Annotated in this window: 18 protein-coding genes; 13 read left to right on the top strand and 5 right to left on the bottom strand. The window is 64.2% G+C overall.

What is annotated here, in order from left to right:
* Positions 1-98: 98 nt before the first annotated feature.
* A complete protein-coding gene (locus C2L71_RS05390; RefSeq protein ID WP_103264755.1) occupies positions 99-1,673 on the top strand; it encodes a helix-turn-helix transcriptional regulator in 1,575 nt (524 codons plus the stop codon).
* On the top strand, positions 1,663-4,149 hold the full coding sequence (locus C2L71_RS05395; RefSeq protein ID WP_103264756.1) for an N-6 DNA methylase: 2,487 nt from the start codon (positions 1,663-1,665) through the stop codon (positions 4,147-4,149). Before C2L71_RS05390 ends, C2L71_RS05395 begins: the two co-directional genes overlap by 11 nt.
* A gap of 412 nt (positions 4,150-4,561) precedes the next feature.
* Here C2L71_RS05395 and C2L71_RS05400 read toward each other — a convergent pair whose 3' ends face one another.
* The gene (locus tag C2L71_RS05400) at positions 4,562-6,403 is read right to left on the bottom strand and encodes an FAD-dependent oxidoreductase (RefSeq protein ID WP_103264757.1); all 1,842 of its coding nucleotides are present in this window, start codon (positions 6,401-6,403) and stop codon (positions 4,562-4,564) included.
* A gap of 256 nt (positions 6,404-6,659) precedes the next feature.
* Here C2L71_RS05400 and C2L71_RS05405 point away from each other — a divergent pair, with 256 nt between their 5' ends.
* Together C2L71_RS05405 and C2L71_RS05410 are read left to right on the top strand one after the other, a co-directional pair.
* A complete protein-coding gene (locus tag C2L71_RS05405) occupies positions 6,660-8,222 on the top strand; it encodes a helix-turn-helix transcriptional regulator (protein WP_239926395.1) in 1,563 nt (520 codons plus the stop codon).
* 468 nt (positions 8,223-8,690) lie between these two features.
* Positions 8,691-10,781: a glutamine synthetase III family protein gene (locus C2L71_RS05410; protein WP_103264758.1), complete on the top strand. Its 2,091-nt coding sequence runs from the start codon at positions 8,691-8,693 to the stop codon at positions 10,779-10,781.
* A gap of 63 nt (positions 10,782-10,844) precedes the next feature.
* Here C2L71_RS05410 and C2L71_RS05415 read toward each other — a convergent pair whose 3' ends face one another.
* From C2L71_RS05415 to C2L71_RS05425, 3 genes are all read right to left on the bottom strand, one after another.
* Positions 10,845-12,122 (bottom strand): MFS transporter, encoded by a 1,278-nt coding sequence (locus tag C2L71_RS05415; RefSeq protein ID WP_103264759.1) that lies wholly within the window; start codon positions 12,120-12,122, stop codon positions 10,845-10,847.
* A gap of 77 nt (positions 12,123-12,199) precedes the next feature.
* Positions 12,200-13,498: a sensor histidine kinase gene (locus C2L71_RS05420; protein WP_103264760.1), complete on the bottom strand. Its 1,299-nt coding sequence runs from the start codon at positions 13,496-13,498 to the stop codon at positions 12,200-12,202.
* The gene (locus tag C2L71_RS05425) at positions 13,492-14,184 is read right to left on the bottom strand and encodes a response regulator transcription factor (RefSeq protein WP_103264761.1); all 693 of its coding nucleotides are present in this window, start codon (positions 14,182-14,184) and stop codon (positions 13,492-13,494) included. The genes C2L71_RS05420 and C2L71_RS05425 overlap by 7 nt, the downstream gene beginning before the upstream one ends.
* A gap of 164 nt (positions 14,185-14,348) precedes the next feature.
* Here C2L71_RS05425 and C2L71_RS05430 point away from each other — a divergent pair, with 164 nt between their 5' ends.
* From C2L71_RS05430 to C2L71_RS05470, 9 genes are all read left to right on the top strand, one after another.
* Positions 14,349-15,338 carry a polyphosphate polymerase domain-containing protein gene (locus tag C2L71_RS05430; RefSeq protein ID WP_103264762.1) on the top strand — a complete coding sequence of 330 codons (990 nt, stop codon included), beginning with the start codon at positions 14,349-14,351 and terminating at the stop codon, positions 15,336-15,338.
* Positions 15,331-16,026, top strand: coding sequence for a DUF4956 domain-containing protein (locus tag C2L71_RS05435; protein WP_103264763.1), 696 nt, complete (start codon positions 15,331-15,333; stop codon positions 16,024-16,026). Before C2L71_RS05430 ends, C2L71_RS05435 begins: the two co-directional genes overlap by 8 nt.
* A gap of 172 nt (positions 16,027-16,198) precedes the next feature.
* Entirely contained in the window at positions 16,199-18,133 is a 1,935-nt protein-coding gene (locus tag C2L71_RS05440) for a carbohydrate-binding domain-containing protein (protein WP_103264764.1), read from the top strand.
* Complete coding sequence (locus C2L71_RS12180; protein WP_187143278.1) at positions 18,105-18,404, top strand: hypothetical protein; 300 nt, start codon at positions 18,105-18,107, stop codon at positions 18,402-18,404. The genes C2L71_RS05440 and C2L71_RS12180 overlap by 29 nt, the downstream gene beginning before the upstream one ends.
* Before the next feature lie 32 nt (positions 18,405-18,436).
* Positions 18,437-18,952 carry an RNA polymerase sigma factor gene (locus C2L71_RS05450; RefSeq protein ID WP_187143280.1) on the top strand — a complete coding sequence of 172 codons (516 nt, stop codon included), beginning with the start codon at positions 18,437-18,439 and terminating at the stop codon, positions 18,950-18,952.
* On the top strand, positions 18,949-21,054 hold the full coding sequence (locus C2L71_RS05455; protein WP_103264766.1) for a beta-propeller domain-containing protein: 2,106 nt from the start codon (positions 18,949-18,951) through the stop codon (positions 21,052-21,054). Before C2L71_RS05450 ends, C2L71_RS05455 begins: the two co-directional genes overlap by 4 nt.
* 349 nt (positions 21,055-21,403) lie before the next feature.
* Positions 21,404-22,327 carry a branched-chain amino acid transaminase gene (locus C2L71_RS05460; protein WP_103264767.1) on the top strand — a complete coding sequence of 308 codons (924 nt, stop codon included), beginning with the start codon at positions 21,404-21,406 and terminating at the stop codon, positions 22,325-22,327.
* A 274-nt stretch (positions 22,328-22,601) separates the two neighbouring features.
* Positions 22,602-24,185: a citramalate synthase gene (cimA, locus tag C2L71_RS05465; RefSeq protein ID WP_103264768.1), complete on the top strand. Its 1,584-nt coding sequence runs from the start codon at positions 22,602-22,604 to the stop codon at positions 24,183-24,185.
* A gap of 1 nt (position 24,186) precedes the next feature.
* Positions 24,187-24,489, top strand: a complete 303-nt coding sequence (locus C2L71_RS05470) for a YerC/YecD family TrpR-related protein (protein WP_103264769.1) — start codon at positions 24,187-24,189, stop codon at positions 24,487-24,489.
* 150 nt (positions 24,490-24,639) lie between these two features.
* Here the strand turns inward: C2L71_RS05470 and C2L71_RS05475 are convergent, their stop codons facing one another.
* Complete coding sequence (locus C2L71_RS05475; RefSeq protein ID WP_103264770.1) at positions 24,640-25,602, bottom strand: hypothetical protein; 963 nt, start codon at positions 25,600-25,602, stop codon at positions 24,640-24,642.
* Positions 25,603-25,733 lie beyond the last annotated feature (131 nt).

Below are 25,733 nucleotides of genomic sequence, written 5' to 3' on the forward strand. Positions count from 1 at the left end.
CGTTTTCACCCGTTTGACAGGGTGCGAGACGTTATGGTGTATATGGGAAATCTGGGATCGCGCCGCCCGGCGGCGCGTTTCGCATCGGGGAGGACGCAATGTCCGGTCAAAGCGCTCGCGTCTTCGATTCATACAGCGTCGGATTCGCGATATACCTTGTTTTGAGCTCGACCTCCGCATGGGGGCTGCTCTGGCTTGCTTCCATGTCGCCGTTTTCGTTCAGCGGCATGGGCGGTGCCGAGACTGCCCGTTCCATCGGCTACATAGGCGTTCTGGTCGTGTTCGGGCTGGGATGCCTGTATCTGCCTGCGCAATGCAAACGCGATACGACATACCATTCCACGGTCTGCTTGATCGCGGGGTATGCGGGACTGTTTGCCGCGATGCACGTACCCAACGATGCGCTGATACTGGTTTCGGCGGTCCTCATCGGAGCGGGCTCATCGCTGTCGTTCATCGTGTGGCAGCGCCTGTTCGCCGAACAGGATGTCGATGCGGCTGCATCCAGGATCATCGTCGGTTCGGCACTTTCGGCTGTATTCTACCTTGCCGTGGCCTTCATTGCGTGGCTCTGGCTCTATATGGTCGTGCTGTTCTGCTTCGTGGTACTGAACGCGCTCTTTCTGCGACACTGTAGGGGGAACGTGTTCGATCGAGCTTCCGGCGGCATCATCGTCGGTCAAAGCGGTGCCGGAACGTTCGCGAATATCGTAAGCAGCACGTGGCGCTACATGCTGTGCACGGCCGCCATCGGCTACGCCGGCGGCGTGTCGCGCATGTTCGCCCAGCAGGCGGGCGGCTCGTCTACGGTACTGAACGCCACGCTGGCCTTGGGGATGCTCGCGGCCGCAGCGAGTTTGGCGATCGCGTGGGACAAGGTGCGGGGGCGACTGTCGTTTTCGGCGGTGTATACGGCACTGTTTTTGGCCGTCATGACGGGGTTCTTGTTCCTGCCCTTCTTCGATGCGGGGTATCGCGTGCTGTTCGCCGGCCTTGCGAACGCGGCCTTCTCAGTCGTGTCCATCTTCATGATGCTCACGTGCATCAAGATAGCGAAGCTTCGGCAGGTTGATCCTATCGCCGCGTTCGGCGTGTTCTCCGCCATCGTGTACGGCGGGGTGCTGGTGGGCCGGGCAGTGGGCGACGCGCTCGGCCAGACCTTCGATGTGTCGCAGATACTCGTCATCGCGCTCTTGTCGACGTATGTGCTCTCGTTCGCCGGCGTGGTGGTCAACCTCCGGCGGGGAGGACGGGCCGATCATGAGTTCGACCCGATCGCGGGCGCGCCTTCAGATGAGGGTCCGAGATCGGATCGCACGGGAATGGATACGCCTGGAAAAACGCGTTCGGCCGGAGGCGCCGAGGCGGTTGAAGATCCCCAGGCGCCTATCCGACCGCTCGTGCGCAACGTCATCGTCGCGCAAGATATGGTCCCGGTGTGCAGCCGCATGATGAAGAAGACATACGGGTTGTCGAACCGCGAGACCGATGTGCTCGAGCTCATCATACGCGGGTGCGACGTCGCCCGCATGTCGGAAACCCTGTTCGTTTCGGAGAACACGGTGCGCTCGCATTGCAAGAACCTGTATCGCAAGCTGGGAGTGCACAATAGACAGCAGGTGTTCGACCTGGTGGAGGAATTTAGAGAGAGGGAGGAATGCCATGTCGATTGAGACGAGGCGCCTCGAAGAAGTGGCTGACGTGCTCGACGAACGCTGCGGCGCGGTTCGCGGCGTGCAGCGCCTGCTGAGACGCGGCCCGTATCCGCTGTACGTGGAGACGGGAACCGTTCCGTTCGACGATTATGCTTTCGATGGTACGTATCTGCTGCTGGGATCGGTGTGCAACGTGGAGGCGCCCGATGGGTGCCTGCGCGTGGTCGAGGCGCACGGAAGGTTCGCCGCAACCGATCTGTATCACGTGATAGCCTGCGAGTGTGACGAGGACATCGCGTACCTGCGGCTGATCCTGTCGCGCATTCCCGCTCACGCACACGCGGACGTGAGCGGGCAGACGGTTCGCCTGTCCGAGAACAGCCTCCGCCATATCCGCGTGCCTTGGCCGGACGTCGCCGCGCGTCGTGCGTTCGTGCGGTTCATGGAGGAACGGGAAGCGGCGGTTGCCGAAGATGAGGAGCGGGCGCGACGGCTCTTCGACGAAGGGGCGGCACGCTATCTCGAAGCGACGGCAGCCTCGTCGGAGACGTTCCGGCTCGACGAGGCGTGCACGGTGCACGAAGGTCGGCCGCTCGACGCATCGGCGCGCGCTCGCGAAGGGTCTGTCGCGGTGGTGTCATCACAGGGAATCGTGGGCTCGACCGACGAGGCGGGTGTGCCAGGGCCGTGTCTGGTGCTCGGCCAGGCGGGGCAATACGTGCTCGGCCGGCGCATGGAGAGAAGCGCGTACCCGCTGGCAGACTGCGCTGCCGTGACGGTTGCCGATGGCACGTCGATAGGATTCGAGACACTCGTGCTTGCGCTTGCCGCCGCGGGCGTGCGGCCGCGCCTGCGGGTGGCGGGGCGTGCTGTCGACGCGTTGGCGATGTCGCTCGAGCGTATTGGCGAGCTGGAGGTGCGTGCAGTTCCGCAAGAAGAGCGGCGCGCGTTCCAAGATGAGGCGGTTCGGACGATCAAGGAGATCGATCGGCTTGAGGCGCGTGCCGTTCGGATGCGAAAGCAGGTTGAAGACACGGCGCGCAGGTTGATGGAATGCAGCGACGATGTGGCAGCCAATCTGTTGTCGAGGGCGTGGGCGGACGATGCGGATCAGAAGGTGTGCGCTGTCGAGTCGGGGAAACGCGGATGCGCGGCTGGGGCGGATGCGCGCATGGCGATTGGTTCTGCGTTTTCTGCGACCGGTTGCACGTGTGGGACCGACAACGGAACCGATATGGCGGCGAAAGTGCTGCTGTCCGGACTCGTGCAGGAAGTGCGCTCAAACATGGCTCATGCGGCTGGTACGCCCCGTTCGTCCTTCGATGCCGCTTGGGAGATTCTGCCGCTGCTCTTCTTGCGCTCGGTCGACCGGGGAGACCGGTGGAAGGGCATCGCTACTGCGGGCGATCCTGCTGCTGCGGCGGACCTTCAGCTTGAAGCGCTGGCCGCCGAAGAGCCGATGCTTGCCTTCCTCGAAGCGCTCACCGGTGCATCGTCGGCGTTGAACGCGCACGAGCGAACGCGGATTATCCGTGAACTCGATGAGCTGGCTCCGGCTGCGTGCACGGGAGCGCTCGTCAGATGGCTTGCGCTCGCATGTCAGACGGAGCTTGTTTCCAAGGGTTCGCTCACTTCCGAGCGTCACCTCGATGCACCGTGTCCTCGCACGGTAATCGATCTGTTAGCCGACGTTGCCCGTGCGTTCGCGCCGAATGTGGCGCGTGCATTCGATCCTTGCATGCGTGATGGCTCCGTGCTTGCGGCGATTCGTGAACGTTTTCCGCAAGCTGCTCTCGCGGGTCAGGTTGAGCGGTTTTCGGATGCGCTTGCATCCGCGTTGGCTGCTCGGTGCGAAGGCTGGTCGTTCGAGCAGGACTCGGTGCGGACGGGGCCGTCGCTTACGGACGATCGATTCTCAGACGTGATGTTCGACCTGGTTGCATCCGTGCTGCCTCCGAACCAGGGGGAGTGGTGCGTTTCCGCTCCCGATCCGGCTGATCTACGCTGGGCCTTCGGCGTGCCTCCGCGGAATAAAGCGAATCTCGCTTGGCTACAGCATGCCCATGCGCACCGGGCGCCAGGCGGATACGCAGTGCTGCTTGCGGCGAACGCGCTTCTGCATGAAGGACGGGGTTGCGAACCCGCAGTCCGTGCCGAGCTTGTCGCGTCGGGATGCGTGCGTGCGGTGATAGCGCTTCCCGGCGGCCTGTTCGACGACGATCGTCCGCCGCTTTCGATCGTCGTTCTGGGGGATGCGCGCGCAGGGGAATGCGAGACCTTGTTCGTCGATGCGCTCGCCAGCGGTACTCCGAGCGTTCCGCTGGGGTGGCCGCCGCGCCGCACGTTCGACCCGGCCGTAGCGCGATGTATCGCAAGCCTGGTCGAGCAGTGGGCGCGCACGGGAGCATGCGACCCTTCGGTCGGCTTCGCGCGGAGCGTGCGCAAGGCCGACGTTGCGGCGCTGGGCGCCTTGACGCCGTGGTCGTTCGTCTGATCAGCAACGGCATATCGGACACGTCAAGCTATTCGATATCATCTCCTCGTGTCTTCGCCGCGTTTGCACCTGCATTTCGCGCTCGGCACTATCGCACGATGGAGTGCGCCGATGCGGAGCGCCAGAAAAAGTGCCGGTTTGGCACGCCGGCCCGGTGCAGATTTTAAATGGATAACGTGCCGCCTGGGGTTTTGCAGCGCTGTCGGAATATCTGGGCTCGGAAGACCCTGTCTTCACCCGAATCCGTGCCAAACCGACCTGTTTTCTGGCAGCGCGTTCCCGAACGAGGATAGCGGAGAGCCGCCCGGCGGGGAGGGAGGGGCCAGGCGGCTCTTGCACATGGCGGGTCGCGACGGGAATGCCGCGGTGAAGTCCCGCACTGTTAGAATGGTGTCCGGGGCAGCCTCGAGGCCTACAGCTTCGAGGGCGTCACCGTGTTGATGCGGTCTTCTTCGGGCATGTTCCCACTCGGGATCTCAAGGTCAGGGATCTCCTTATCAGCATCGCCGCCGGCGGCGTTGATGCCGGCGATGCGTCCGAAGGTCAGGCAGCGACCGTGGTTCGTACCGGGGCAGATGGTGGGGTAGTCATTAGAGAAGTACTCGCCGCCTGCGGCGCCGCACACGTACAGTCCCTCGATGGCGTTGTTCTCCTCGTCGAGCACGTGGCACGCGGTGTCCTGGCGCAGGCCGCCCGATGCCGCAAGCAGCGTGGACACCAGCTGGCCGGCGAAGAACGGAGGCGTATCGACGGGCCACAGGATTTCTGGGCGCTTGCCGAAGTCGTCGTCGTTGCCCTTGGCGGCCAGTTCGTTGTAGCGCGCCACGGTAGCTTTCAGGCCCTCGGCGTCGATGCCCGCCTTCTCTGCCAGCTCGTCAAGTGTGTCGGCCTGGAACAGCAGCCCTTGCTCGATCTTGGCTTCGCGCAGCTTCAGCTCCACCTCCATATCGAAGGGCACGCCGTAGCGACGGTACTGCTGGTCGGACGAGATGCCGCCGGAGATGCCGTCGTTGCACGACTGCGCGAACTTCTCAAGCGAGTTGGCATCGTAGATGGTGAACGCCTTGCCCTCGGGCTGATAGGACTTCACGCACGACTTGGACTGGGTGTTCACGTCCTCGTTCATGAAGCGCTCGCCGTTCTTGTTCACGTGCAGGAAGTTGTAGCTCTGCGCGCCTGACTCCAGGTGGATGGTGGCGCAGTGGGGTTCGGACTCCTGCATGGCGCCACCCACCCACAGGGCCTGTTTGTGCAGGTCGCCCGTGGAGATGCCGAAGGGGATGTACAGGCGGCTGTCGGCGTGCCAGGTGAACGGCTGGTAGCGGCTGCGCATCTCGTCGTCATCCAGGTAGTCGCCGGCGGCGATGATGACGGATTTTGCGTTGATCTTCGTGTAGTTGCCCTCTTCGCCCACGATGGCGCCTGTCACGGGGCCGTCTCCGTCGCGCACAAGACGAGCGCACGGCGTGCTGTAGCGGTACTCGACGCCCAGCTTCTCGCCTTCGGCGATGACTGCGGGGATGAGCACGGCCATGCCGAGTCCCGTGGACACGCCGTCGAGGTAGACGAAGTCAGTGCTGTCATCGTAGAAGAAGTGCGTGATAGGCTCCTCGGTGTAGTCGGGGCCCTTGTAGAAGCCGGCCCAAAGCGTCGGGTGCAACCCGGAATCGGCCACGAGGTCCACGAGCCAATCCATGCAGGCGCCGGACTTCTTCGCGAACTGCCACATGAGCGGCTCCTTCACGCGGCCGGTCGCCCATTCGATGAGGCGGCGGACCACATGGGAGTAGTCGGCTTCCTGGAACCAGCCCTCGCCCGCGTACTGCTTCACGATCTTCGAGCCGTAAGCCGTAATGTGGCCGCCGCGGCCCGACCAGGTGTCCTGCTTGTCTATGCAGAGCGTCTTGGCGCCTTGCTCGGCTGCGGTGACCGATGCGATGGCTCCGGCGAAGCCGCAGCCCACTACGAGCACGTCCACGTCTTCGGTGCCTTTGATCTGGTCTTCGGCGATGTCCTCCGGCGGTGTCAGGAACGTCCAGTTCACTGCGGCGTTTGCGCCAAGCGGGTTGTTGGCGAGCGATGCGGAGTCGGCCGTCCCTGCGCTAGCGGCGCCGGCATCCCCGCTCGACTGGCTCGCCGGCGCGCATCCTGCAATGCCCGCTCCCGCCACGCCGAGGCCTGCCAGGCCAGCGCCCACCAGGAACTGACGGCGTGAGACGCTCTGCTTCGAAGTCTGTTCTCGATTCTCTTTCATGGTGCTCCCTTCCTCCCTTGTTCTGCCTCCGTTCCACCCCGTCGATCGACGGGGCCGGTTCGGGTTGCTGTCGCATCCCGGGCCCGAGCGCACCTTACCGCCGCTATGCAGCATCACGCCATCCCCCCTACGCGGTAAATTCGCAGGTGAGAACATCTACCCCCGGAAGGGGTAGGAACGAGAGCGGCGCATTTTGGCGCGCTGTGGTAGGATGAGCCGCATGCTTGGCGGATGCTCAGGGAGGGGCGTTTTGGTCATGCGCAACGAGAACGGCTCGAAGTTTGGATCGGCTGCCGAAGCGGGGTACGACCACGACGCGCGCGGAACCGTGACCGGCTGGAACGAGCGACATGCGATGCTCGCGTCGTTTCTGCGCGAAATGCGCCTGCATCCCCGACTGTCGGCTGGCTTCGGCTTGTTCTGGACATGGGTGTGGCTCGTGTTCCAGACGACGTTGTTCAGCCCCACGTTCCTGGACGAGCTCGACTTCATTCTACCTGGTTGGGTCGTGCCGCTTTCGGCCTATGCGCTGACGTTCCTCCTGCTGGGCTTTCTGCTTAAGCTGAAAGGGATCGTCCCTCAGGGGCGCTGGTACCTCGTCTGCATACCGGTCTCCATGTCGATGGGCGTCGGCTTGTGCGGCATGCTGACATACTCGCCCCTTACCGTTTTTTCCGTTAACGCTGCCGTCACGTGCTTCGGCGGTCTGCTCATGGGCGCAGGCACGGCCTGCTTGCATGTGGAATGGGGTCGGGTCCTGGGCGATTTGGGTCCTCGCACAACTATCCTGCACGGTGTGGTGGGAACGGTGTTCGCAGCGCTTCTGACCGTGCTCATCACCTTTCTGCCGGATGCCGTGGTGTGGCTTGCGGCCATCGTTCTGCCCCCCGTGTGCATGCGGCTGCTCGTGCGGGACGCGCCGGCTACCCCCGCGATGCTCTCGCACGGGCTGGGCGCGCCGCTGCACATCCCGCGCCGGTTTCTGGTGACATCGTTTACGCAAGGGCTTTCGTTCGGCATCGCGCAGGCCGTTCTGCTGCTGGGCGGGGTTGCAGGGCCGGTCGCGGCGCTTTCTGCCGCGAGCTTCGCGCTCTCGGCCGTGGCGCTGTTCGTGTGTGCGCTGTTTTTCCGCATGGACTTCAACCAGCTCATCTATCAGGTTGGGTTCTTCATTATGGCTGCGGGCTACCTGATTCTGGCGGTGGTCAGCCCCGATGCTTTGGGCGGACTGTTCATCCACACCATGGGGTACCGTTTCGTCGACATCATGATGTGGGCGCTGTGCACGTTCCTGATCAGTCAGCGCGGTCTACCGGCGAACTGGGTGTTTGCCATCACGACGTGCTTTCTGCTTTTGGGTCAAGTGGTCGGAGCGCTTGTGGGAAGCGGTGTGGTGTATGCGTTCGATATCACGGTCCACACAGCGCGCGATCTGGCGACGGTCATGGTGTTCGTCTTGCTGGGGGTGTCGCTTATCTTGAGCGACCGCAAGAACTTGCAGACGGGCTGGGGCATGGTGCGGCCCGGCGATATCGAAGAGCTTCCCGACAGTTTCGAGCGGGGTTGCGAGCTCGTCTGCCGGCGCTACGACTTGACCGCGCGCGAGCAGGAGGTGTTTGCTCTGCTCGCGCGCAATGTGCCGCGTGCGGATATCGGCGAGGTGCTGACGCTGTCCAAGGAGACGGTGAAGACCCACGTGCGCAACATCTATCGCAAAATGGATATCCACTCTCAGCAGGACGTATTCGCCGCTGTCGTCGCCGAGCAGCGCGCGCTCGGGATGGAAGAAGAGGGCGAGCTTGAGGAGGTGCGGATTTGAGCCCGTCGGCACGTTGGTCGGCGCGTCGCATGCGTCAGCGATCGGCATCCGATTCGGGCACGCCATCGCTCCGAGCGGCGCGCTGAATGCGCTTATGGCTGCGAAGACGTTCAGATGGGAGGGGTGGTGACGCATCAGGTTGATGTCGATCCCGCGTCGGCTTGCCGATATAAGGGGACGCGGCGTGAGCTTTGGCATCCATAGCAAGGAGGAGTTGCACCGGCTGGTGGAGGGCCTCCTGGCGCGCGAGGGTGCTTGAAAGCTTCCGCCGCCTGCGATCGACATTCGCGGCGCTCTTTCGCGTCCCGAAAAGAACCTGAAACATTTCGAGGTTAGTTTGAGAACCGTACGATGTCGATGCGAGCAGCCCCGACGTCGTGCTATCGTAGTGCGGTGCCGTTCGCAGCGGTGGTTAGTACGACGCGGGGAGGATACGCCTTGAAAGCGACGAATAAGGAGCGCACACCCATGGCGCAAGTTTCGGATATCTACGGCTCGATGGTGTTCAACGAGCACACGATGCAGGAGCGCCTGCCTTCTGCGACGTATAAAAGCCTGCTCAAAACCATCACCGAAGGCAAGCCGCTCGACATCGAAGTTGCCAATGTCGTGGCGCATGCCATGAAGGAATGGGCTATCGAGAAAGGCGCGACCCACTTCACGCACTGGTTCCAGCCGCTCTCCGGCGTCACCTCCGAAAAGCACGACGGCTTCCTCGACCCTACCGGCGACGGTCGTGCCATCATGAGTTTCTCGGGCAAGGAGCTCATCCAGGGCGAACCCGACGCGTCCAGCTTCCCGTCCGGCGGCCTACGCGCTACCTTCGAGGCGCGGGGCTACACGGCGTGGGATCCCACGTCCTATGCGTTCATCAAGGACGAGGTGCTGTGCATTCCCACGGCATTCTGCAGCTACACCGGTGAAGCTCTGGACAAAAAGACCCCGCTTCTGCGATCTATGAACGCCATCGAGGAGCAGACGAATCGCGTGCTCGCACTGTTCGGCGAGCCTCGCCAGCGCGTGGTCGCTACGGTCGGATCGGAGCAGGAGTTCTTTCTCATCCCCGAGAAGGAGTACGAGCGGCGCGAAGATCTCGTGCTCACCGGCCGGACGCTGTTCGGCTACGCACCGTGCAAGGGTCAGGAGCTCGAAGAGCACTACTTCGGTGCCATCCGTCCGACGGTCAATGAATTCATGAAGGAGCTCGACGACGAGCTGTGGGCGCTCGGCGTGCCTGCGCGCACCAAGCACAACGAAGTGGCGCCGGCCCAGCACGAGCTGGCCCCCATCTTCGCGAATGCCAACCGTGCCATCGATGAGAACCTGCTCACGATGGAAAAGATGCAGCTTCTGGCGTCGCATTACAACTTGGTGTGCCTACTGCACGAAAAGCCGTTCGAGGGCATCAATGGATCGGGCAAGCATAACAACTGGTCAATATCGGCCGGCAAGAAGAACTTGCTCGATCCGGGCGAGAGCCCTATGGACAACCTCCGGTTCCTCGTGTTTTTGACCTCCGTCATCCAGGCTGTCGACGAGTACCAGGAGCTCTTGCGCATGTCGGTTGCTTCCGCCGGCAACGATCATCGCCTGGGAGCGAACGAGGCGCCTCCGGCCATTATCTCTATCTTTCTGGGCGACGAGCTGGGCGCCATTGTGGATGCCCTGATCACGGGTACGGACTACACGAATGCCGAGCGGGTGGCTCTGGATCTGGGTGTGGCCGTGCTGCCGAACTTCCTCAAGGACAACACCGATCGCAACCGCACCTCGCCCTTTGCCTTCACCGGAAACAAATTCGAGTTTCGCATGCCCGGTTCTCACGTGAACCTGTCCGATGCCAATATGATCCTCAACACAGCCGTGGCGAAGAGCCTGAAAGAGTTCGCCGACGCGATGGATGGTTCCTCGGGCGAGGAATTCGAAGCCAAGGCCATAGCCTACATCAAGAAGACGCTTTCGGACCACCAGCGCATCGTATTCAACGGCAACGGATACTCCGAGGAGTGGCCCGTCGAAGCGCAGCGGCGCGGCTTGGCAAACCACAAGACCACAGCCGATGCGCTGCCGTGCTTCATCGAGCAGAAGAGCATCGACCTGTTCGCTGAATTCGACATCCTCTCCGAGACGGAGGTCCACAGCCGCTACGAGGTTAAGCTGGAGAAGTACAACAAGCTCATCAACATCGAGGCCCGCGTGATGAAGCGGATGGCGCGGCGCACCTACCTGCCCGCCATCAACCGCTATGCTTCTGAGGTCGCCGCGAGCGTGGTCGCGTTCAAGGAGGCCGTCGTCGGTGCTGAGACGGGCGCGCAGGAGGAGCTGCTCGCCGATCTGTTGGGCGGCATCAAGGAGATCAACGTGCAGCTGAAGGCACTTGACGATGCGTGCGCCACGGTCGAAGCGCTTGAAGACGAGTTGGCCAAGGCGAAATACAACGCCCACGAGCTTCTCCCCATCATGGAGGGCCTGCGCGCCGCGGTGGATGCCATGGAGATCATCACCGATCGCAATCATTGGCCGGTGCCCTCTTACAACAACATGCTGTTCTACGTCTGAGGTTCCGGCGGCTTGCCAGCCGCCACGTGCGGATGCTAGCAGGAGCAGCTGCACGGGCGAGCATTAGCGTCCTTCGAGCGCGCCGTCATCGCCGAATCGCGCGTTCTTTGCGGCGCATGCGTCTTTGACTCCGACGAGTGGGATGCTCGATCGCAGGAGCGCGACCCATCCCGCCAGCGCGGCGGCCATCGACGCAGCGATGATGACCCCCACCCCTACCACGTAGTTCGGCCACGGGAGTACGGCGACCAGCATCCCCAGGCAGCCGATGGCCGTGTGGGCGAAGTTGATGAGCGACGAGGCGGCCCCGGTGTCGCCTTCCTGCTGAGAGAGCAGAATGTTCGTGCTGTAGGGTCGGATGGCTGCTTCGCACAGCGCGAATACGAGGAATACGAGGCAGAACAGCGTCGGCCCCGCCTGGCCTACGGCCAGCATGGCCGCGCCCGACGCCAGCGCGACGCCCAGTACGATGCTGGTGAACCGTCGCGCCGATACGAAGTGCGAAGCGACGAGCCATACGAACGGTCCCGCCGCCGTGAGCAGTGCGGCGAATGCGAAGTACAGGCTGTACTCGAGCTCGGTCAGTCCGAAGAACGCGATGTACACGTACGATCCTACGGCGATGTAGGCCATGAACGGCAGATTGAACGACCCGACGATGGCCAGAAACGTCGAGAACCCTTTGTTGCGCGCCACGACGCCGAGCTGCTTCACGCTGCCGAGCACCGTGCCCTCGTAGCGCTCTCCGACGGGCAGTGTCTCCTCGAACAGCAGCGCCAGCGCCGCGCATCCCAGTCCGATGGCTGCGAGCACCCAGAACGTCATGCGCCAGTCGGCCACCTGCAGGATAAGCGCGCCCGCTACCGGTGCGAGCACCGGCCCCACCACGAACATCACCTGCACGATGGACAGCAGCGCCTCGCGCCGTTCGGGCACCACCGCGTCTTTCACCACGGCGGTGGACACTGCGCTCACCGCGCCCGCGCCCAGTGCCTGCAGCACGCGCATGGCGATGAGCATGCCGATGCTGCTCGACACTGCGCACAAGGCGCTGGCCAGAGCATACGTTAGAATGCCGGTCACCAGCACGGGCTTGCGGCCGTATCGGTCGCTTGCGGGACCGAACGCCAGCAGCCCCACGGCGAAGAACAGAAAGTATCCCACGAGTGTGAGGTTCACCATCGCCTCGGACGTATCGAAGTGCTCGGTCATGTGCGGCACGGCCGGCGTGTACATGTCCAGCGACAGGGGAGTGACCAGCGAGGTAATGACGAGCAGCGCGATGAGGCCCAGTGGACCCAGCCGCCGTTGCGGTCGCGTCAGCCATGAGTGAAGCGCCATGTGTAGGATTCTCTCTCCTCAGCGAGTTCGAACGGATTCGGACGAAGCCCCATTATAGAGGACTTCGCGAGCGTCCATTACTCGCAGACCGGCAGCGCGAGGATGAAGGTGGTGCCGCTGGCCTCGTCGCTGGCGGCGGAGAGGGTTCCGCCGTGCTCCTCAGCGATGGCGCGGGCGATGGCCAGGCCCAATCCGTAGCCGCCCTCGTCGCGCGTACGGGCCTTGTCGCCGCGGTAGAAGCGATCGAAGACGTGCGGCAGGTCCTCGGGCGCGATGGCGAAGCCGGTGTTGCGCACCGCAAGCTCCACACGCCGCGGGCTCCGGCGCAGCTCGACGTTCACTTGGCCTCCCTCGTCGGCGTACTTGCAGGCGTTGTCCAGCAGCGTGCCCGTGAGCTTGCGCAGGCGGTTCACGTTGCCGCGTATCTCTACGCCTGGCTCAAGCTGGGAGCGAAGCTCCACCCCGCGTTCGAACGCCACGGACTCGAACTGCAACAGCTCGCCCTCCACGAGGTCGGCCAGATCGAGCCGCTCCATCGAGGGCTTCGACGCGCTCTCGTCCGCCTGCGCGAGCAGCAGTAGGTCGCCCACCAGGCCCTGCATCTGCTCGGCCTCGTGCTGCGTGCTCTCCACCCACTGGCTCTGGCTGGCCACGCTGCGTTCGGGGTGCTCCATCAGGATGGACGTGTTCGCCAGGATCACCGTGAGCGGCGTCTTCAGATCGTGCGACGCGTCGGCCACGAACCGGCGCTGCCGCGTCCATGCGTCCTCTACCGGCCGCAGCGCCCAGCGCGAGAAGAACACGCTGATCACCAGGAACGCCGCTAGCGCCGCCACGCCCACGCCCGCCAGCGTGAGGGCGAGCGCCTGCCAGCCGTTGGCTGCGCTCATGTCAGCGAACGCGAGGTAGGCGGCCCCGCCCGCGACGCGCTTCTCGTAGAAGAGCCCCAGCCCGTCCAGGCTGCCGAATCCGCCGGGCGCGTCAGCTAGCTGCGCGGCGGCCTGGGCCAGCACGTCATTGGCGAGCGAGGCCGTCGTGCGCGCCTGCACGGCTTCGAGCGCACCGTCCTCGCCCGCCAAGAACACGGCCACGGGGATGGTCGGGTTCGACCCGCCGCGCTTGCCGCCGATCTCGGGCGGGGTCGCGCCTTCGGGCGCCGTGTCGGATGGCGCCTGTCCGGCCAGCGGATCCACGCCGCCGAACGGCCCGTTCGCCGCCTCGCCCGCGTGCACCACGGCCGCGTCGAGCGCCTCCTGCACGCGCGCGACGCTCTGCTGGTAGTCGATGACGCAGATGGCGGTGAACACCACGGCCAGCACCACGGTCACGGTGACCATGTTGAGCGCGACGAATTTGAGGCGCAGCTTCCTCAGCATGGCACGCTCTCCTCCGCGCCGGCGGCGAAGCGGTAGCCGGCTTTGCGCAGCGTCTCGATGCGCGCCGTGGAACCGAGGAACTTCATCTTCTTGCGCAGAAACGACACGTAGGCCTCCACGTTATTGTCCTCGGCGCTCGATTCGATGCCCCACACTTTGGCGATGATCAGGTCTTTCGACACCACCTGGCCGGCGTTGGTCATGAGTACCTTCGCCAGGCAGTACTCCTTGTAGCTCAGGTGGATGGACTTCCCGCCGCGCGAGAGGTCGTGGCTTTCCAGGTTGAGCTCGAGGTCGCCGGCGGCCAGCTTCTCGAACAGCACCTCGCCCTGACGGCGCGTGAGCGCGCGCAGGTGGGCCAAGAGCTCGGCAGGCGAGAAGGGCTTGGTCATGTAGTCGTCCGCGCCGCTGTCGAGGCCGGTTATCTTGTCGGGCACGGCGTCGCGCGCGGTGAGCAGCAGCACTGGCGTGCTCACGTTCTCGCGACGCAGGTCGGCCACTACGGCGAACCCGTCCATTTTCGGCAGCATCACGTCCAGGATGATCACGTCGTACATCCCGCTTTCAGCCCAGGCCAGCCCGGTGGCGCCGTCGTGTACGACGTCGGCGCCGTAGCCGTTCTCCTCCAGAATGTGCGCGAGCGCCCGCGCCAGCCGCACGTCGTCCTCGACGATGAGAATCTGCATGTTGGGCCCGCCTTCCTCGCGCTGCGTCGCCTCCTATTGTATCGCCGATGCTGAAATCTCCCTGAAAGAACCGGCATGTCGAGCCCATGGCGGCATCCCCTTTCAGGGTTTTTTCAGCGTCGGCGGCTAGGATGGCCGTCATGCTGGAAGGAAAGGAACCCGATATGGCAACATTCACCGACGTGTTCGAGCGGAAGGAAGTCAAGTACCGCCTGAGCGCCCGCCAGGCCGAGGAGATGCGCCGCGCGCTGGCGGGACGTCTGGCGCCCGATGAGTACGGCCGCACGAGTGTGCGCAGCCTCTACCTGGACACGCCCGAGCGCGCCCTCATCGAGCGCTCGCTCGACAAGCCGCTGTACAAGGAGAAGCTGCGGCTGCGCAGCTACGGCGCGCCCACGGGCGACGGACTCGTGTTCATCGAGATCAAGAAGAAGTTCAAGGGCATCGTGTACAAGCGCCGCGTGGGATGCTCGTACGCGGCGGCTCGTGCGTATTTGGGAGGCGTGCCCTACGAGGAGGCCTGCGCGCGCTTCCCGCTGGTCGACCCGATGGCTGCGGCCGAGTCGTGCGCGCCGCGCAGCCTGCAGATTGCGGCCGAGATCGACCGGTTTATGACTTGGCATGCGCCGCTCGTGCCGTCCATGCTCATCCGGTGCGAGCGTGTGGCCTACGTGCCCGTGCTCGACGCGCTCTCGGGCCAGCCGCCTGCCGATGTGCCGTCCGACCTGCGCATCACGTTCGACGAGTGCGTCGCCTACCGCGATCTGTTTGCAGCGCCTGCGGTTCCCACCAGCGGATCCGCGCGTGCGCTTTCAGCTCTTCTCCGCGCCGACGAGTCCGTCATGGAGATCAAGGCCTCGGGCTCCTTCCCGCTGTGGCTCGTGGCCGCGCTCGATGCGTGCCGCGCCTACCCAACGTCGTTCTCCAAGTACGGCGCGGCGTACCGCGCATGCATGAGCGCTCCGGCCGTCGCGTCGGCGATCGCGCAGCCGACAGCAGAAGTTTCTGCGACTGCGCGCGTGGACGCACGGGCAGCGCATGCGCACGCAGTCGCCGACCAGAAGGCCGGCTGCCTTGCGGTGACTTTGCTCGCTGGCCGTCCGCGCCGCTTTCGAGCAACGACTTCGGCGAAGAAGGGAGACTGCTGTGCTTGATACGGCGTTGAACTCCGTTTTCGGAACGGCCGAATCGCTCGTTGCGAGCGTGTCGACCATCGATTTCCTTGTATGCTGCCTGTCGTCCATCGTGCTGGGCGCGGCCGTGGCGGCCATCTACATGTTCCGCCACACCTACTCGAAGAACTTCGTAGTGACGCTGGCGCTTTTGCCGCTCATCGTGCAGATGGTCATCACGCTCGTGAACGGCAACTTAGGCGCGGGCATCGCGGTGATGGGCGTGTTTAACCTCGTGCGTTTCCGCAGTATTCCCGGCAGCGCAAAGGATATCGGCAGCGTGTTTCTGGCCATGGCCATCGGCCTGGCGACGGGCATGGGATTCATCGTGCTCGCGGTGCTGTTCACGGTCATCGTGGCGGTGGTGAACGTGGTGTATGTGCTCACGCCGTTCGGCAAGCAGAAGGAGCCGGAGAAGACGCTCAAAATCACCATCCCCGAGGACCTGGAGTACGACGGCGTGTTCGACGGTGTGCTGGCGCGCTACACTGACGAGCACGAGTTGGTGGAGGTGCAGACCACCAACATGGGCAGCCTGTTTCTGCTCGAGTACGCGGTACACATGAAAGCTCCCGGCATGGAGAAGCGGATGATCGACGAGGTGCGGCGCTTGAACGGCAACCTCAAGGTCGTGCTCGGGCGCGCGGCGGCTGGTAAGGATGTGCTGTAGGATGAAAACTACTTTGTTGAATGGTTTCTGTGGGCGCCGCGGGGCAACGCCCAGTCGCTCAAACAGTCCTCGCTGCGTAGGTGCGCGGCGCCGCGAAGCGAAGCGAAGCAAGTCCCCGAAGGGGAAACTCGCTTGGTGGGCGTTGCCTCGCGCCGCGGGTCGCGGCATTGCCATGGTCGCTTTGTGCATCGTGCTTGCCGGGGCGCTTGGGTGCGCGGGGTCCGAGGTTGACGGGTCGGGGGAGACGGGGGATGTTGTTGCTTCGTCTTCCTCTTCGACCGAAGCGACGACTTTCGAGGAGGTGGCGGCTGCATTCGATGCTGCGGCGCTCGATATGGAATACTCGAACCGCGACAAGGATGCTTCCTACGACGAGGCTTCGGCCACGCGCATCGTGCTCGATGGGTCGTCGGCTGCGGCCGATGGCGACGGGGCGTCGGCCGAGGGGTCTACGGTGACCATCTTGACCGAGGGCACGTACGTCGTATCTGGCACACTTGACGACGGCCAGCTGGTGGTGGACGCTGCGGACACCGACAAGGTGCAGGTGGTGCTGGCGGGCGCGGCCATCCATAACGAGGATGGGCCGGCGGTGTACGTGAAGCAGGCGGACAAGTGCTTCGTCACGTTGACGGACGGGACGACGAACACGCTCACCGACGGCGCGGAGTACGTGCTCGAAGACGGTACGGACGAGCCCTCTGCCACGTTGTTCAGCTGTGACGATCTCACGATCAACGGGTCGGGCATGCTGACGGTGACGAGCGCGTACCGGCATGCGATCTGCTCGAAGGACGATTTGGTCATCACGGGCGGCACCTACGTGGTGGACGCGGCGGAGGATGCGCTGCGCGGGCGCGATTGCGTGAAGATCGCGGACGGCAATTTCACGCTCACGGCGGGCGGCGATGGCATCAAGTCGAACAACGACGGAGACGCCACTCGCGGCTTCGTCTCTATCGGCGGCGGCACGTTCGCCATCGAGGCCGGCGACGACGGCATCCAAGCGCAGACGTACCTGCGCATCGCGGGCGGCGAGCTGGACATCGCGGCTGCCGACGACGCGCTGCATTCCGACCTTGAGGGCTTGCTTGCGGGCGGCTCGCTTGCCATCGAGGCCGGTGACGATGCGTTCCACGCCGAGACGAAGCTCGTCATCGACGACGGTACGGTGGACGTGACCGGCTGCTACGAGGGCTACGAGGCCGAGAAGATCTACGTGAACGGCGGCGAAACCCACATCGTTGCTAGCGATGACGCCGTGAACGCGGCGGCGGCCGACCTGACGGGCGATGAGGCTGACGCGACGACGACAGCGACCGATGCGGCCGCGCTGTCCGACGCCGCGCCCAAGGGCAACGGCGAGCTTTCTGCTATGGATGGCAGCACGATGCCCCAAGACGGCGCGATACCCGACGGCGGCGATCACCCCGCCATGGGCGAGCGGCAGCAGAACGGCGGCGCGCCCGACAACGCGTTCGCCGAGGCCGGCGCGCCCACCATGGGAGACGAGAACTGTCTCGTCCAGATCAACGGCGGCTCCATCGTGCTCGATTCGGCGGGCGATAGCGTCGACAGCAACGGCAGCGTGGAGATCACCGGCGGCATGCTGCTGGTGAACGGCCCCCTGAGCGGCGGCGACGGTGCGTTCGACTACGACCTCACGGCCACGGTGACCGGCGGCACGGTGCTCATGGTGGGTTCCACCGGCATGGCGCAGAACTTCACGAGTGGCACGCAGCCCTTCGCGTTCGCCACCGTAAGCGGCAACGCCGGCCAGAGCGTGGCCGTGGTGGATGCCGACGGCACGGTGGTAGCCTCCCTCACGGCGACCAAGCAGTTCGGCATGGTGCTGGCCAGCTCGCCCGCGTTCGAAGAGAGCGGCATGTACTCGCTCGTCATCGGCGGCCAGGTGAATGGCGCGAACGCCGACGGCTACACCGACGACGGCTCCGTGAGCGGCGGCACGACCACCCAGATCGCCGTCTCCACGACGGCTGCCGGAGGCATGGGCGGCCTTGGCATGGGTGGCGATCCTATGGCCGCCGGCCAGGGCGGCGACGTCCGACACGGCATGCGTGGCGGTGGTATGGGCGCTGGCGCTTAACTACGATCGCTTATCGTCCTGGGATAAATATCCGGCGTTCGAAAGCCAGGTCGTTCACGGTTTCTACCTGCTTGGCGGTTTGGCGCTGGACGGCTTCGATGAAGCGCTCGTCAAGCTGCGGGTTTATGCCAAGCACGTCGGCGACGTCGTCGAGGCGCGAGAGGTCGTATTAGGAGGGACCTCGGAAAGGTTTTCGGAAAGGACCTTGGAAGCTTTTTCGGCGGTTTGCGAAAATCGATGCAACATACACGTCGTTCGCGTACTCTTATAGCAAAGACGTCTTGGAGAGGGGCGCGGCTAATCATGGATGCGCGAACGTTCGCGAGTCGCTACGGCGCGGTCTACCACGACCTGTATCGATTCGCGCTTTGCATGATGGGGCGGGCCCACGACGCGGAGGACGCGGTGAGCGAGGCGGTCCTCGCCGGATTCCGGCAGCGCCACCAGCTCAGGAGCGACGAGGCGTTCAAGTCGTGGATGTTCGCCATCCTGGCCAACGTGTGCCGCAAGAGGCTGAAAGGGGCCGCGCGCGTGGAGCCGGTGGCCGACTTCGCCGCGGCGCGCACGCGGGAGCCCTCGGCTGCGTTCGACGGAAGACCGCTGTCGGACGACAGCGCTGGCGATCTGCGGGAAGACGTGCGCGCGGCGTTCGCCGCCGTGAGCGAGGAGGAGCGGCTCATCGTGTCGCTTTCGGTGTTCGGTGGGTACACGAGCGCGGAAATAGGCAGCGTGCTCGAGCTGAACGCCAACACGGTGCGCTCGAAGCGCAAGCGCGCTTTGGAGAAGATGGCCGCGGAATTGAAGGAAGTGGCGCGATGACGCGGAGCGAAGACGAGATCATGAAAGCGATCGACGAGGCGACGCGCGACATCGCCGTGCCGGAGGCTTTGCGACCACAGGCGATCGAGGAGCTGCTGGAAGCCGCGCAGGCAGAAGAGCGCGTGCAGGTGCACGAGCGCGTGCAAGCTCAGGAGCATTCGCCTTCCGCCGCCGCGCGCCGCGCATCGTCCGGCTGGCGCAGGCGCGCGCTTCCGTGGGGCATCGCCGCCTGCTTCGTGCTGCTTGCGGGAGCGGGACTGGTCGCCGGTCGCGCGCTTCCACCCTCGAACGGCGCGGGCGAAAACGCTGCTTCGGCTGGCCTCGGAGCGGCGGACGATGACTCGGAAGCGCCGACAGCCGATCCCGACACGCCGATCGACAGCCGCATAACCGCAGCGGAGAGCTATGACCAGGTGAGGCATTGCTTCGAGACGTACGCAGCCGAGCAGGAGCGTCTTTCTGCATCCAACGGGGGCGCTATCGTGTTCGACGAAGCACCCGCTGCCAAGGATATGGCGGTGCCGGAATCCGCCGATGCCGCTGGGTCGAGTGCGCAATCCGCGCGAAGCGGCTCGACCGCGTCCGCTGTGCCGACCGCCGACCACTCCGACACGAACGTGCGCACCGAGGGCGTCGACGAGGCCGATATCGTCAAGACGGATGGCGAGCACCTCTTCATCCTGCAGGACAGCGCGACCGAGATCGCGGTGGTCGACGCGACGGATGACGCCATGCGCAAGGTGGGCAGCATCGTCGCAAGCGATCAAGGCCAGATCGCCGAGTTCTACGTGCGCGACGGCAAGGCGTTCGTGCTTGCCAACGTCTCGCTCGTCAGGACCGACGAAGACGGGACGGAGGTCTACGGCGGTTCCGAGATGCGGCTCGAAACGTTCGACGTGACGGACGCGCGCAACCCGAAATCCCTCGGCTTGGTGTCGCAGAGCGGCTGGTACCAATCCTCGCGGCTCGTGGACGGCTATCTGTACCTGTTCAGCACCTACGCCGTGCCCTACGCTTTGGAAGAAGACGACATCGAGCCCTTCATCCCCCGCGTGGCCGGCCAGGCGGTTGCCTGCCAGGACATCTACCTGCCTCCCCTCGCCAGCGCAAACCAGTACTTGGTCATCGCCTCGATCAACGTGGACGATCCCACGCAGACGGTCGACCAGAAGGCGGTACTCTCGGATTCGAATTCCCAGTACGTGAGTGCGGGGAACATCTACGTGTACGAGAACGCGCGGTCGTTCATGCCGCTTGCGCGATCCGGCGAGGCGGACGATCAGGGCCGTATCACGGTGCGCAAGATCGCCTACCATGATGGGAAGCTGGAGGGTGTGGCGCAGGCGAAAGTGAGCGGCACCTTGAACGACAGCTTCAGCATCGACGAGCACGAGGGCATGCTGCGCCTCGTCACCACGCTGAGCAGCTGGGATGCGGAAGGCGCGCAGACGACCTCGACCAACGAGGTGCACGTGCTGGACGAGAACCTCGAGGAGGTCGGTTCCATCACGGGCCTCGCGGAGGACGAGCGCGTATACTCGGCGCGCTTCTTTGGTGACACCGCGTACTTCGTCACGTTCCGCGAAACCGACCCGCTGTACACGGTGGATCTGAGCGATCCGGCGAATCCGCAGATCATCGGCAGCTTAAAGATCCCCGGCTTCTCGGAGTACCTGCATCCGTACGGTGAGGGCCGGCTGCTGGGCATCGGCATGGACGTGGATGAGGAGAGCGGCGTCACGAACGGGATGAAGGTGACAATGTTCGACGTGTCCGACCCGGCAGACGTGCAGGAGGCCGACACGTTCGTCATCGAGGGCGCGTACGGCTCCGATGTTTTCTCCGACTACCGCGCGGCGCTCGTCAGCGTCGAGCGCAACATCATCGGCTTCTCGGGATACGCCGACCGCGAGACGTACTACGTGTTCGACTACGACGACGGGGAAGGGCTCGACCAAATCATGGCCGAGGAGGTTAACGGCGGCACCTGGGTGGGCACGCGCGGGGTCTTTATCGACGATACCTTCTACGTTGTGAAGGGCAACGCCGTGGAAAGCTACCGTATCGGCACCTACGAGAAGGTGGACGACGTGCTGCTGTAAAATGCGACGCCTTTCGAAAAACGGAGAAAGCTCGATCCGGAAAGCGCATCCAAACACGTTTTCCGCGTTCCTTCATCATCGTTTCACCGAAGGCAGAATCGAGTGTCCGGCAGGATCGACGGCGCGTGCAGGCCCTTTTTGTCGCTTTCGTTGAAAATCCCCGCCGTTGCCGGAACGGGCGCGCGCTCTTTAGCCGATTAGAGTACAATGAGCGAACGAATTATCCGAACGAAACCCGCACGTCAGACCGCATGGACTTGCTTTCTTCCCGCCCGACTGCGCGTCGGGGAGGATCGAGGCGAACGCATGGGGGCGGCGCCCGAGGCTCATACGAGGAAAGGCACGCGTTATGGCAGACATCACCGAGGTCGAGTATATTTGGAAAAACGGGGAGATCGTCCCGTGGGCCGAGGCGACGACGCACGTCCTGTCCCACTCGCTGCACTACGGTTCGGGCGTGTTCGAGGGCATCCGCTGTTATCAGAGTCCCGAGGACAACATGAGCTATGTGTTCCGCCTGCGCGACCACATGGAGCGCCTGCACCGCAGCTGCAAGATCGCGCTCATCGATCTGCCGTATTCGGTGGACGAGCTGTGCGAGGCTACGCTCGAGGTCATCCGCAAGAACAATCTTCCGTCGTGTTACATCCGCCCGCTCGTGTACCGCGGCTACGGCGTGATGGGCGTCGATCCTACCGGCGCGCCAACCGACGTGGTCATCGCCGTGTGGCCGTGGGACTCCTACCTGGGCGCCGACGCGCTCGAGAACGGTGTGGCCGTGGGCGTGTCCTCCTGGCGCCAACGCACGAACAACTCCATTCCGCCCTCGGTGAAGGCAACCGCCTCCTACATGAACTCCATCCTTGCAAAGCTCGAGGCTAAAGAGCACGGTTACGCCGAGGCCATCCTGCTTAACGAGGCAGGACTTGTGTGCGAGGGCACGGGCGAGAACCTGTTCGTCGTGCGTGACGGCATCCTGTCCACGCCTCCTTTGTCCGACGGCCTGCTGGAGGGCATCACGCGCGACACGGTGCTCTGCCTGGCTGACGATCTGGAAATACCCGCCATCGAGGAGAGCCTCACACGCTCCGACCTCTACGTGGCCGACGAGGTGTTCATGACCGGGTCGGCCGCCGAGCTCACGCCCATCGGCAGCGTCGACGGCCGCGTGATCGGCAAACCCGGCGAGATCACGCGCGCGTTGCAGGATCGCTACTTCGACGTCGTGTACGGCAAGGTCGAAGAGTACGCCGAATGGGTCACCGAGGTCTAAAAAGCTTCATCGGCCTGCCGGCCGCCGGAACCCACCGACGCTTGGAAGTTCCGTCGGCCTGCCGGCCGCCGGAACCCACCGACGCTGCGGGGCGCCGCGGCGCCCGGCCTTGCCGCTCCAAGCCCTCGTCGCGTACAGAGTACGCTTCCTCGGGCTTTCACGGCAATTCCGCGCACCTCGGCGTCCCTCGCTGACTCACTGCGCCAACCGGCGCGGCAATGTTCGCGCTTCGCGCGAACCGTCGCGCTCTTCTTGACCTGGAAAGGATGCGTTCTTGACGAGGATCTTCACCTATGACAGCACGCTGCGCGACGGCGAGCAGAGCGAGGGCATCGCGCTGTCGCTTGAGGATAAGCTGCGCATCGTCGAGCGGCTCGACGCGTTCGGCGTGGACTTCATCGAAGGCGGCTACCCCGCTTCGAATCCGAAGGATATTGCGTTCTTCGAGCGCGTGCGTGCAATGCCGCTCAAGCATGCGAGCATTGCGGCGTTCGGTTCCACATGCAAGAAGGGGGTGGCTCCCGAAGACGATCAGGGCCTCGCCGATCTTGTAGGCAGCGGTGCGCCTGCGGTCACCATCGTAGGCAAGACCTGGGACGAGCAAGTCACCCGCGCGCTTCTGACCACGCTCGACGAGAACCTGCGGATGATCCGCGAATCGGTGGCGTACTTGAAGGCCCAGGGCTTGCGCGTTGTGTTCGACGCTGAGCACTTCTTCGACGGCTACAAGGCGAATCCTGATTTCGCGCTCGCATGCGTGCGGGCTGCAAGCGAGGCCGGGGCCGATTCCATCGATCTGTGCGAGACGAACGGCGGCGCGCTGCCCCACGAAGTGGAGGAAATCGTGCGTACGGTGGCCGAGGCGCTCCCTGGTCAGCAATTGGGTATTCATTGTCACGATGATTCGGGCTGTGCCGTAGCCAACACGCTGGCCGCTGTGCGCGCCGGCGCGACTCAGGTGCAGGGTACGGTCAACGGGTTCGGCGAACGCGTGGGCAATGCCGATCTGCTCACCGTCATCGCCGATCTCGAACTCAAGATGGGCTGTACATGCGTCGGCGCCGAGAATCTCCGTCAGCTGACCGGCGTGTCGCAGTTCGTGGCCGCGACATGCAATCTGTCCGTGCCGACCCATCATCCCTATACGGGCGCATCGGCGTTCGCTCACAAGGGCGGGTTGCACGCGAGCGCCATCGCGCGCTTCCCCGAAGCCTACGAGCATGCCCGCCCCGAAAGCGTGGGCAACACGCAGCGCATGCTCGTGAGCGAGCTCGCCGGTAAAGCCTCGCTTGTTGCGAAAGCGGCGAGCCTCGGCATCGATCTTGCCGCACATCAAGACAAGACGCAGGCCATTCTCGACGATATCAAAGCGCGGGAGGCTGCTGGTTACTCCTATGAAGTGGCTGACGGTTCGCTCGCGCTGCTGTTGCAGCGGCATCTGGGCGCGTATCGCCCGCATTTCACGCTGGAGAGCTTCCGTGTGATCGTGGACGACCATGAGGACACCGGCGCGCTCGCCAAGGACGCCATGAGCGAGGCTACCATCAAGATCCACGTGGACGATCAGCGCTTCGTTGCCACAGGCGAGGGCGCGGGTCCTGTCGGCGCGCTCGACAACGCGCTGCGCATGGCCATCACCGCGTTCTATCCGGCTGTCAACGAGATGGAGCTCGTCGACTTCAAGGTGCGCATCCTGGACGAGAATGTGGGCACCGACGCTATCACGCGCGTCGTCATCACCACGCGTGACAGTAGTGCCAGCTGGGGCACGGTGGGCGTGTCCGAGAACATCATTGAGGCGTCTTGGAACGCGCTGGTCGATTCGATCGAGTACGGCTTGATGAGAGCAGGAGCGTGACATGAGCGAGCTCAGGACGACTGAAGTAGACGATCTGCTGCGCGTCTTCGCCGCGCTCGATGACGAAGATACGATCTTCTCCCTGTTGGAGGACTTGTTCACTATTCGCGAGATCAAGGAAACGTCGCAGCGGCTGGCCGTTGCGCGGCTGCTGGACGCGGGACGGTCCTATGCTGTCATCGAGGAGGCCACCGGGGCTTCGGCCACCACGATCGCGCGCGTCTCGAAATGCCTGTCCTACGGCGCAGGCGGCTACACCGCCGCCCTGAACGCCCTCGACGACGCCGACAAGAAGCGTTCGTAGCATCCCGCAATCTGGGCCTGTCGAAGCCGATGGCCCAGTCGGATTCCTTGTCCTGCGCTCACCTCGGTACGAGAAGAGGCTGTTTCCGTTATGCCATCATCGAGACGGGGAAGCGCCGTCTGCGGGTACCGACGGCGGTTCGGCAGCGCGCTACCCAGCCACGGGCGCGGCGTCGTCGTCCGGGAGCGCGGGGGCCTGCGGCTTGCCCGCAGCCGGCGCTGGCAGCGCCACGGGGTCGCCGTACTCGTCAATCGTGCCGTTCGCGCGTCCCTCCAGGTAGATCGCGCGCGCCTTGCCGCGGCGGAACGCCACGTCGGCGCGGCCCGTATGCAGCTGGTAGCAGTACCAGAATACGAACGGGATGCCGATGACGCCGTTGAACAGGCCCCATCCTGCCATGAAGTCGGGGTTGAACCACGCGGCGCTGTTCATGATGGTGGGGAAGAGCGCCGGGAAGCAGCTGCGCAGCAGCAGATGCGCGCCAAGCGTGTAGATACGTCCCGTGATGTAGAGCTCCGGCCGGCGCATGACGATGGGGTACAGCTCGGCCGCCGCCAAGATGCAGCAGGTCGAGGCGAAGAACTCGTGGCCCTCGGCGTACACGAAGCAGGCGTTCCAAGTGGTGTACAGGAAGTTCCACATGGGCACGGTGTAGGAGAGGATCTCGCCGTGGCTCGAGGTGTCGTATTTCCAGAACTTGTCGCCGAGGGGCATGGTGACGCACAGGATGAAGCCGGCGAGCGCGTTCATCATGTTGCCCATCTGCACGTCGCGCAGCGTGGCCTCGGCGATGTTGCAGAACACGATGCCGTACAGCACCCAGCGCACCCAGCGCTTGCGCATGGTGCGCCAGAACGGCGTGTCCTTCTGCTCCACGGCGGCGATGCGCCCGAGGCCGGCGAAGATGAGCGGCAGGATGACGGAGAGGTTCTTGGCCCAACGGAACCAGTCGTCGCCGGGGATGTTGGCTATCCACAGCGGGATGGTGACGAGCGACACCACCCACACCCACATCGACGTGCGATAATGCCGTCGCATGAACTCGGTGAGCAGCATGAGCAGCACGGTGTACGCAACCATCGAGATCGGCGTGACCCACACAGGCACGGTCATGGCGAGGCCCCTTTCCCCCGGTGAAGCGGCTGCTGCCGTGGAACGGCATGCGATGCCGACAACGTTGACGCCGCCAGTCTAGCATCGCCGGCCCCGCTGCTTCTTTCACAAACCGCCCGGCTGTGTGAAAG

Source organism: Enteroscipio rubneri, from assembly GCF_002899715.1.
GTDB lineage: Bacteria > Actinomycetota > Coriobacteriia > Coriobacteriales > Eggerthellaceae > Enteroscipio > Enteroscipio rubneri.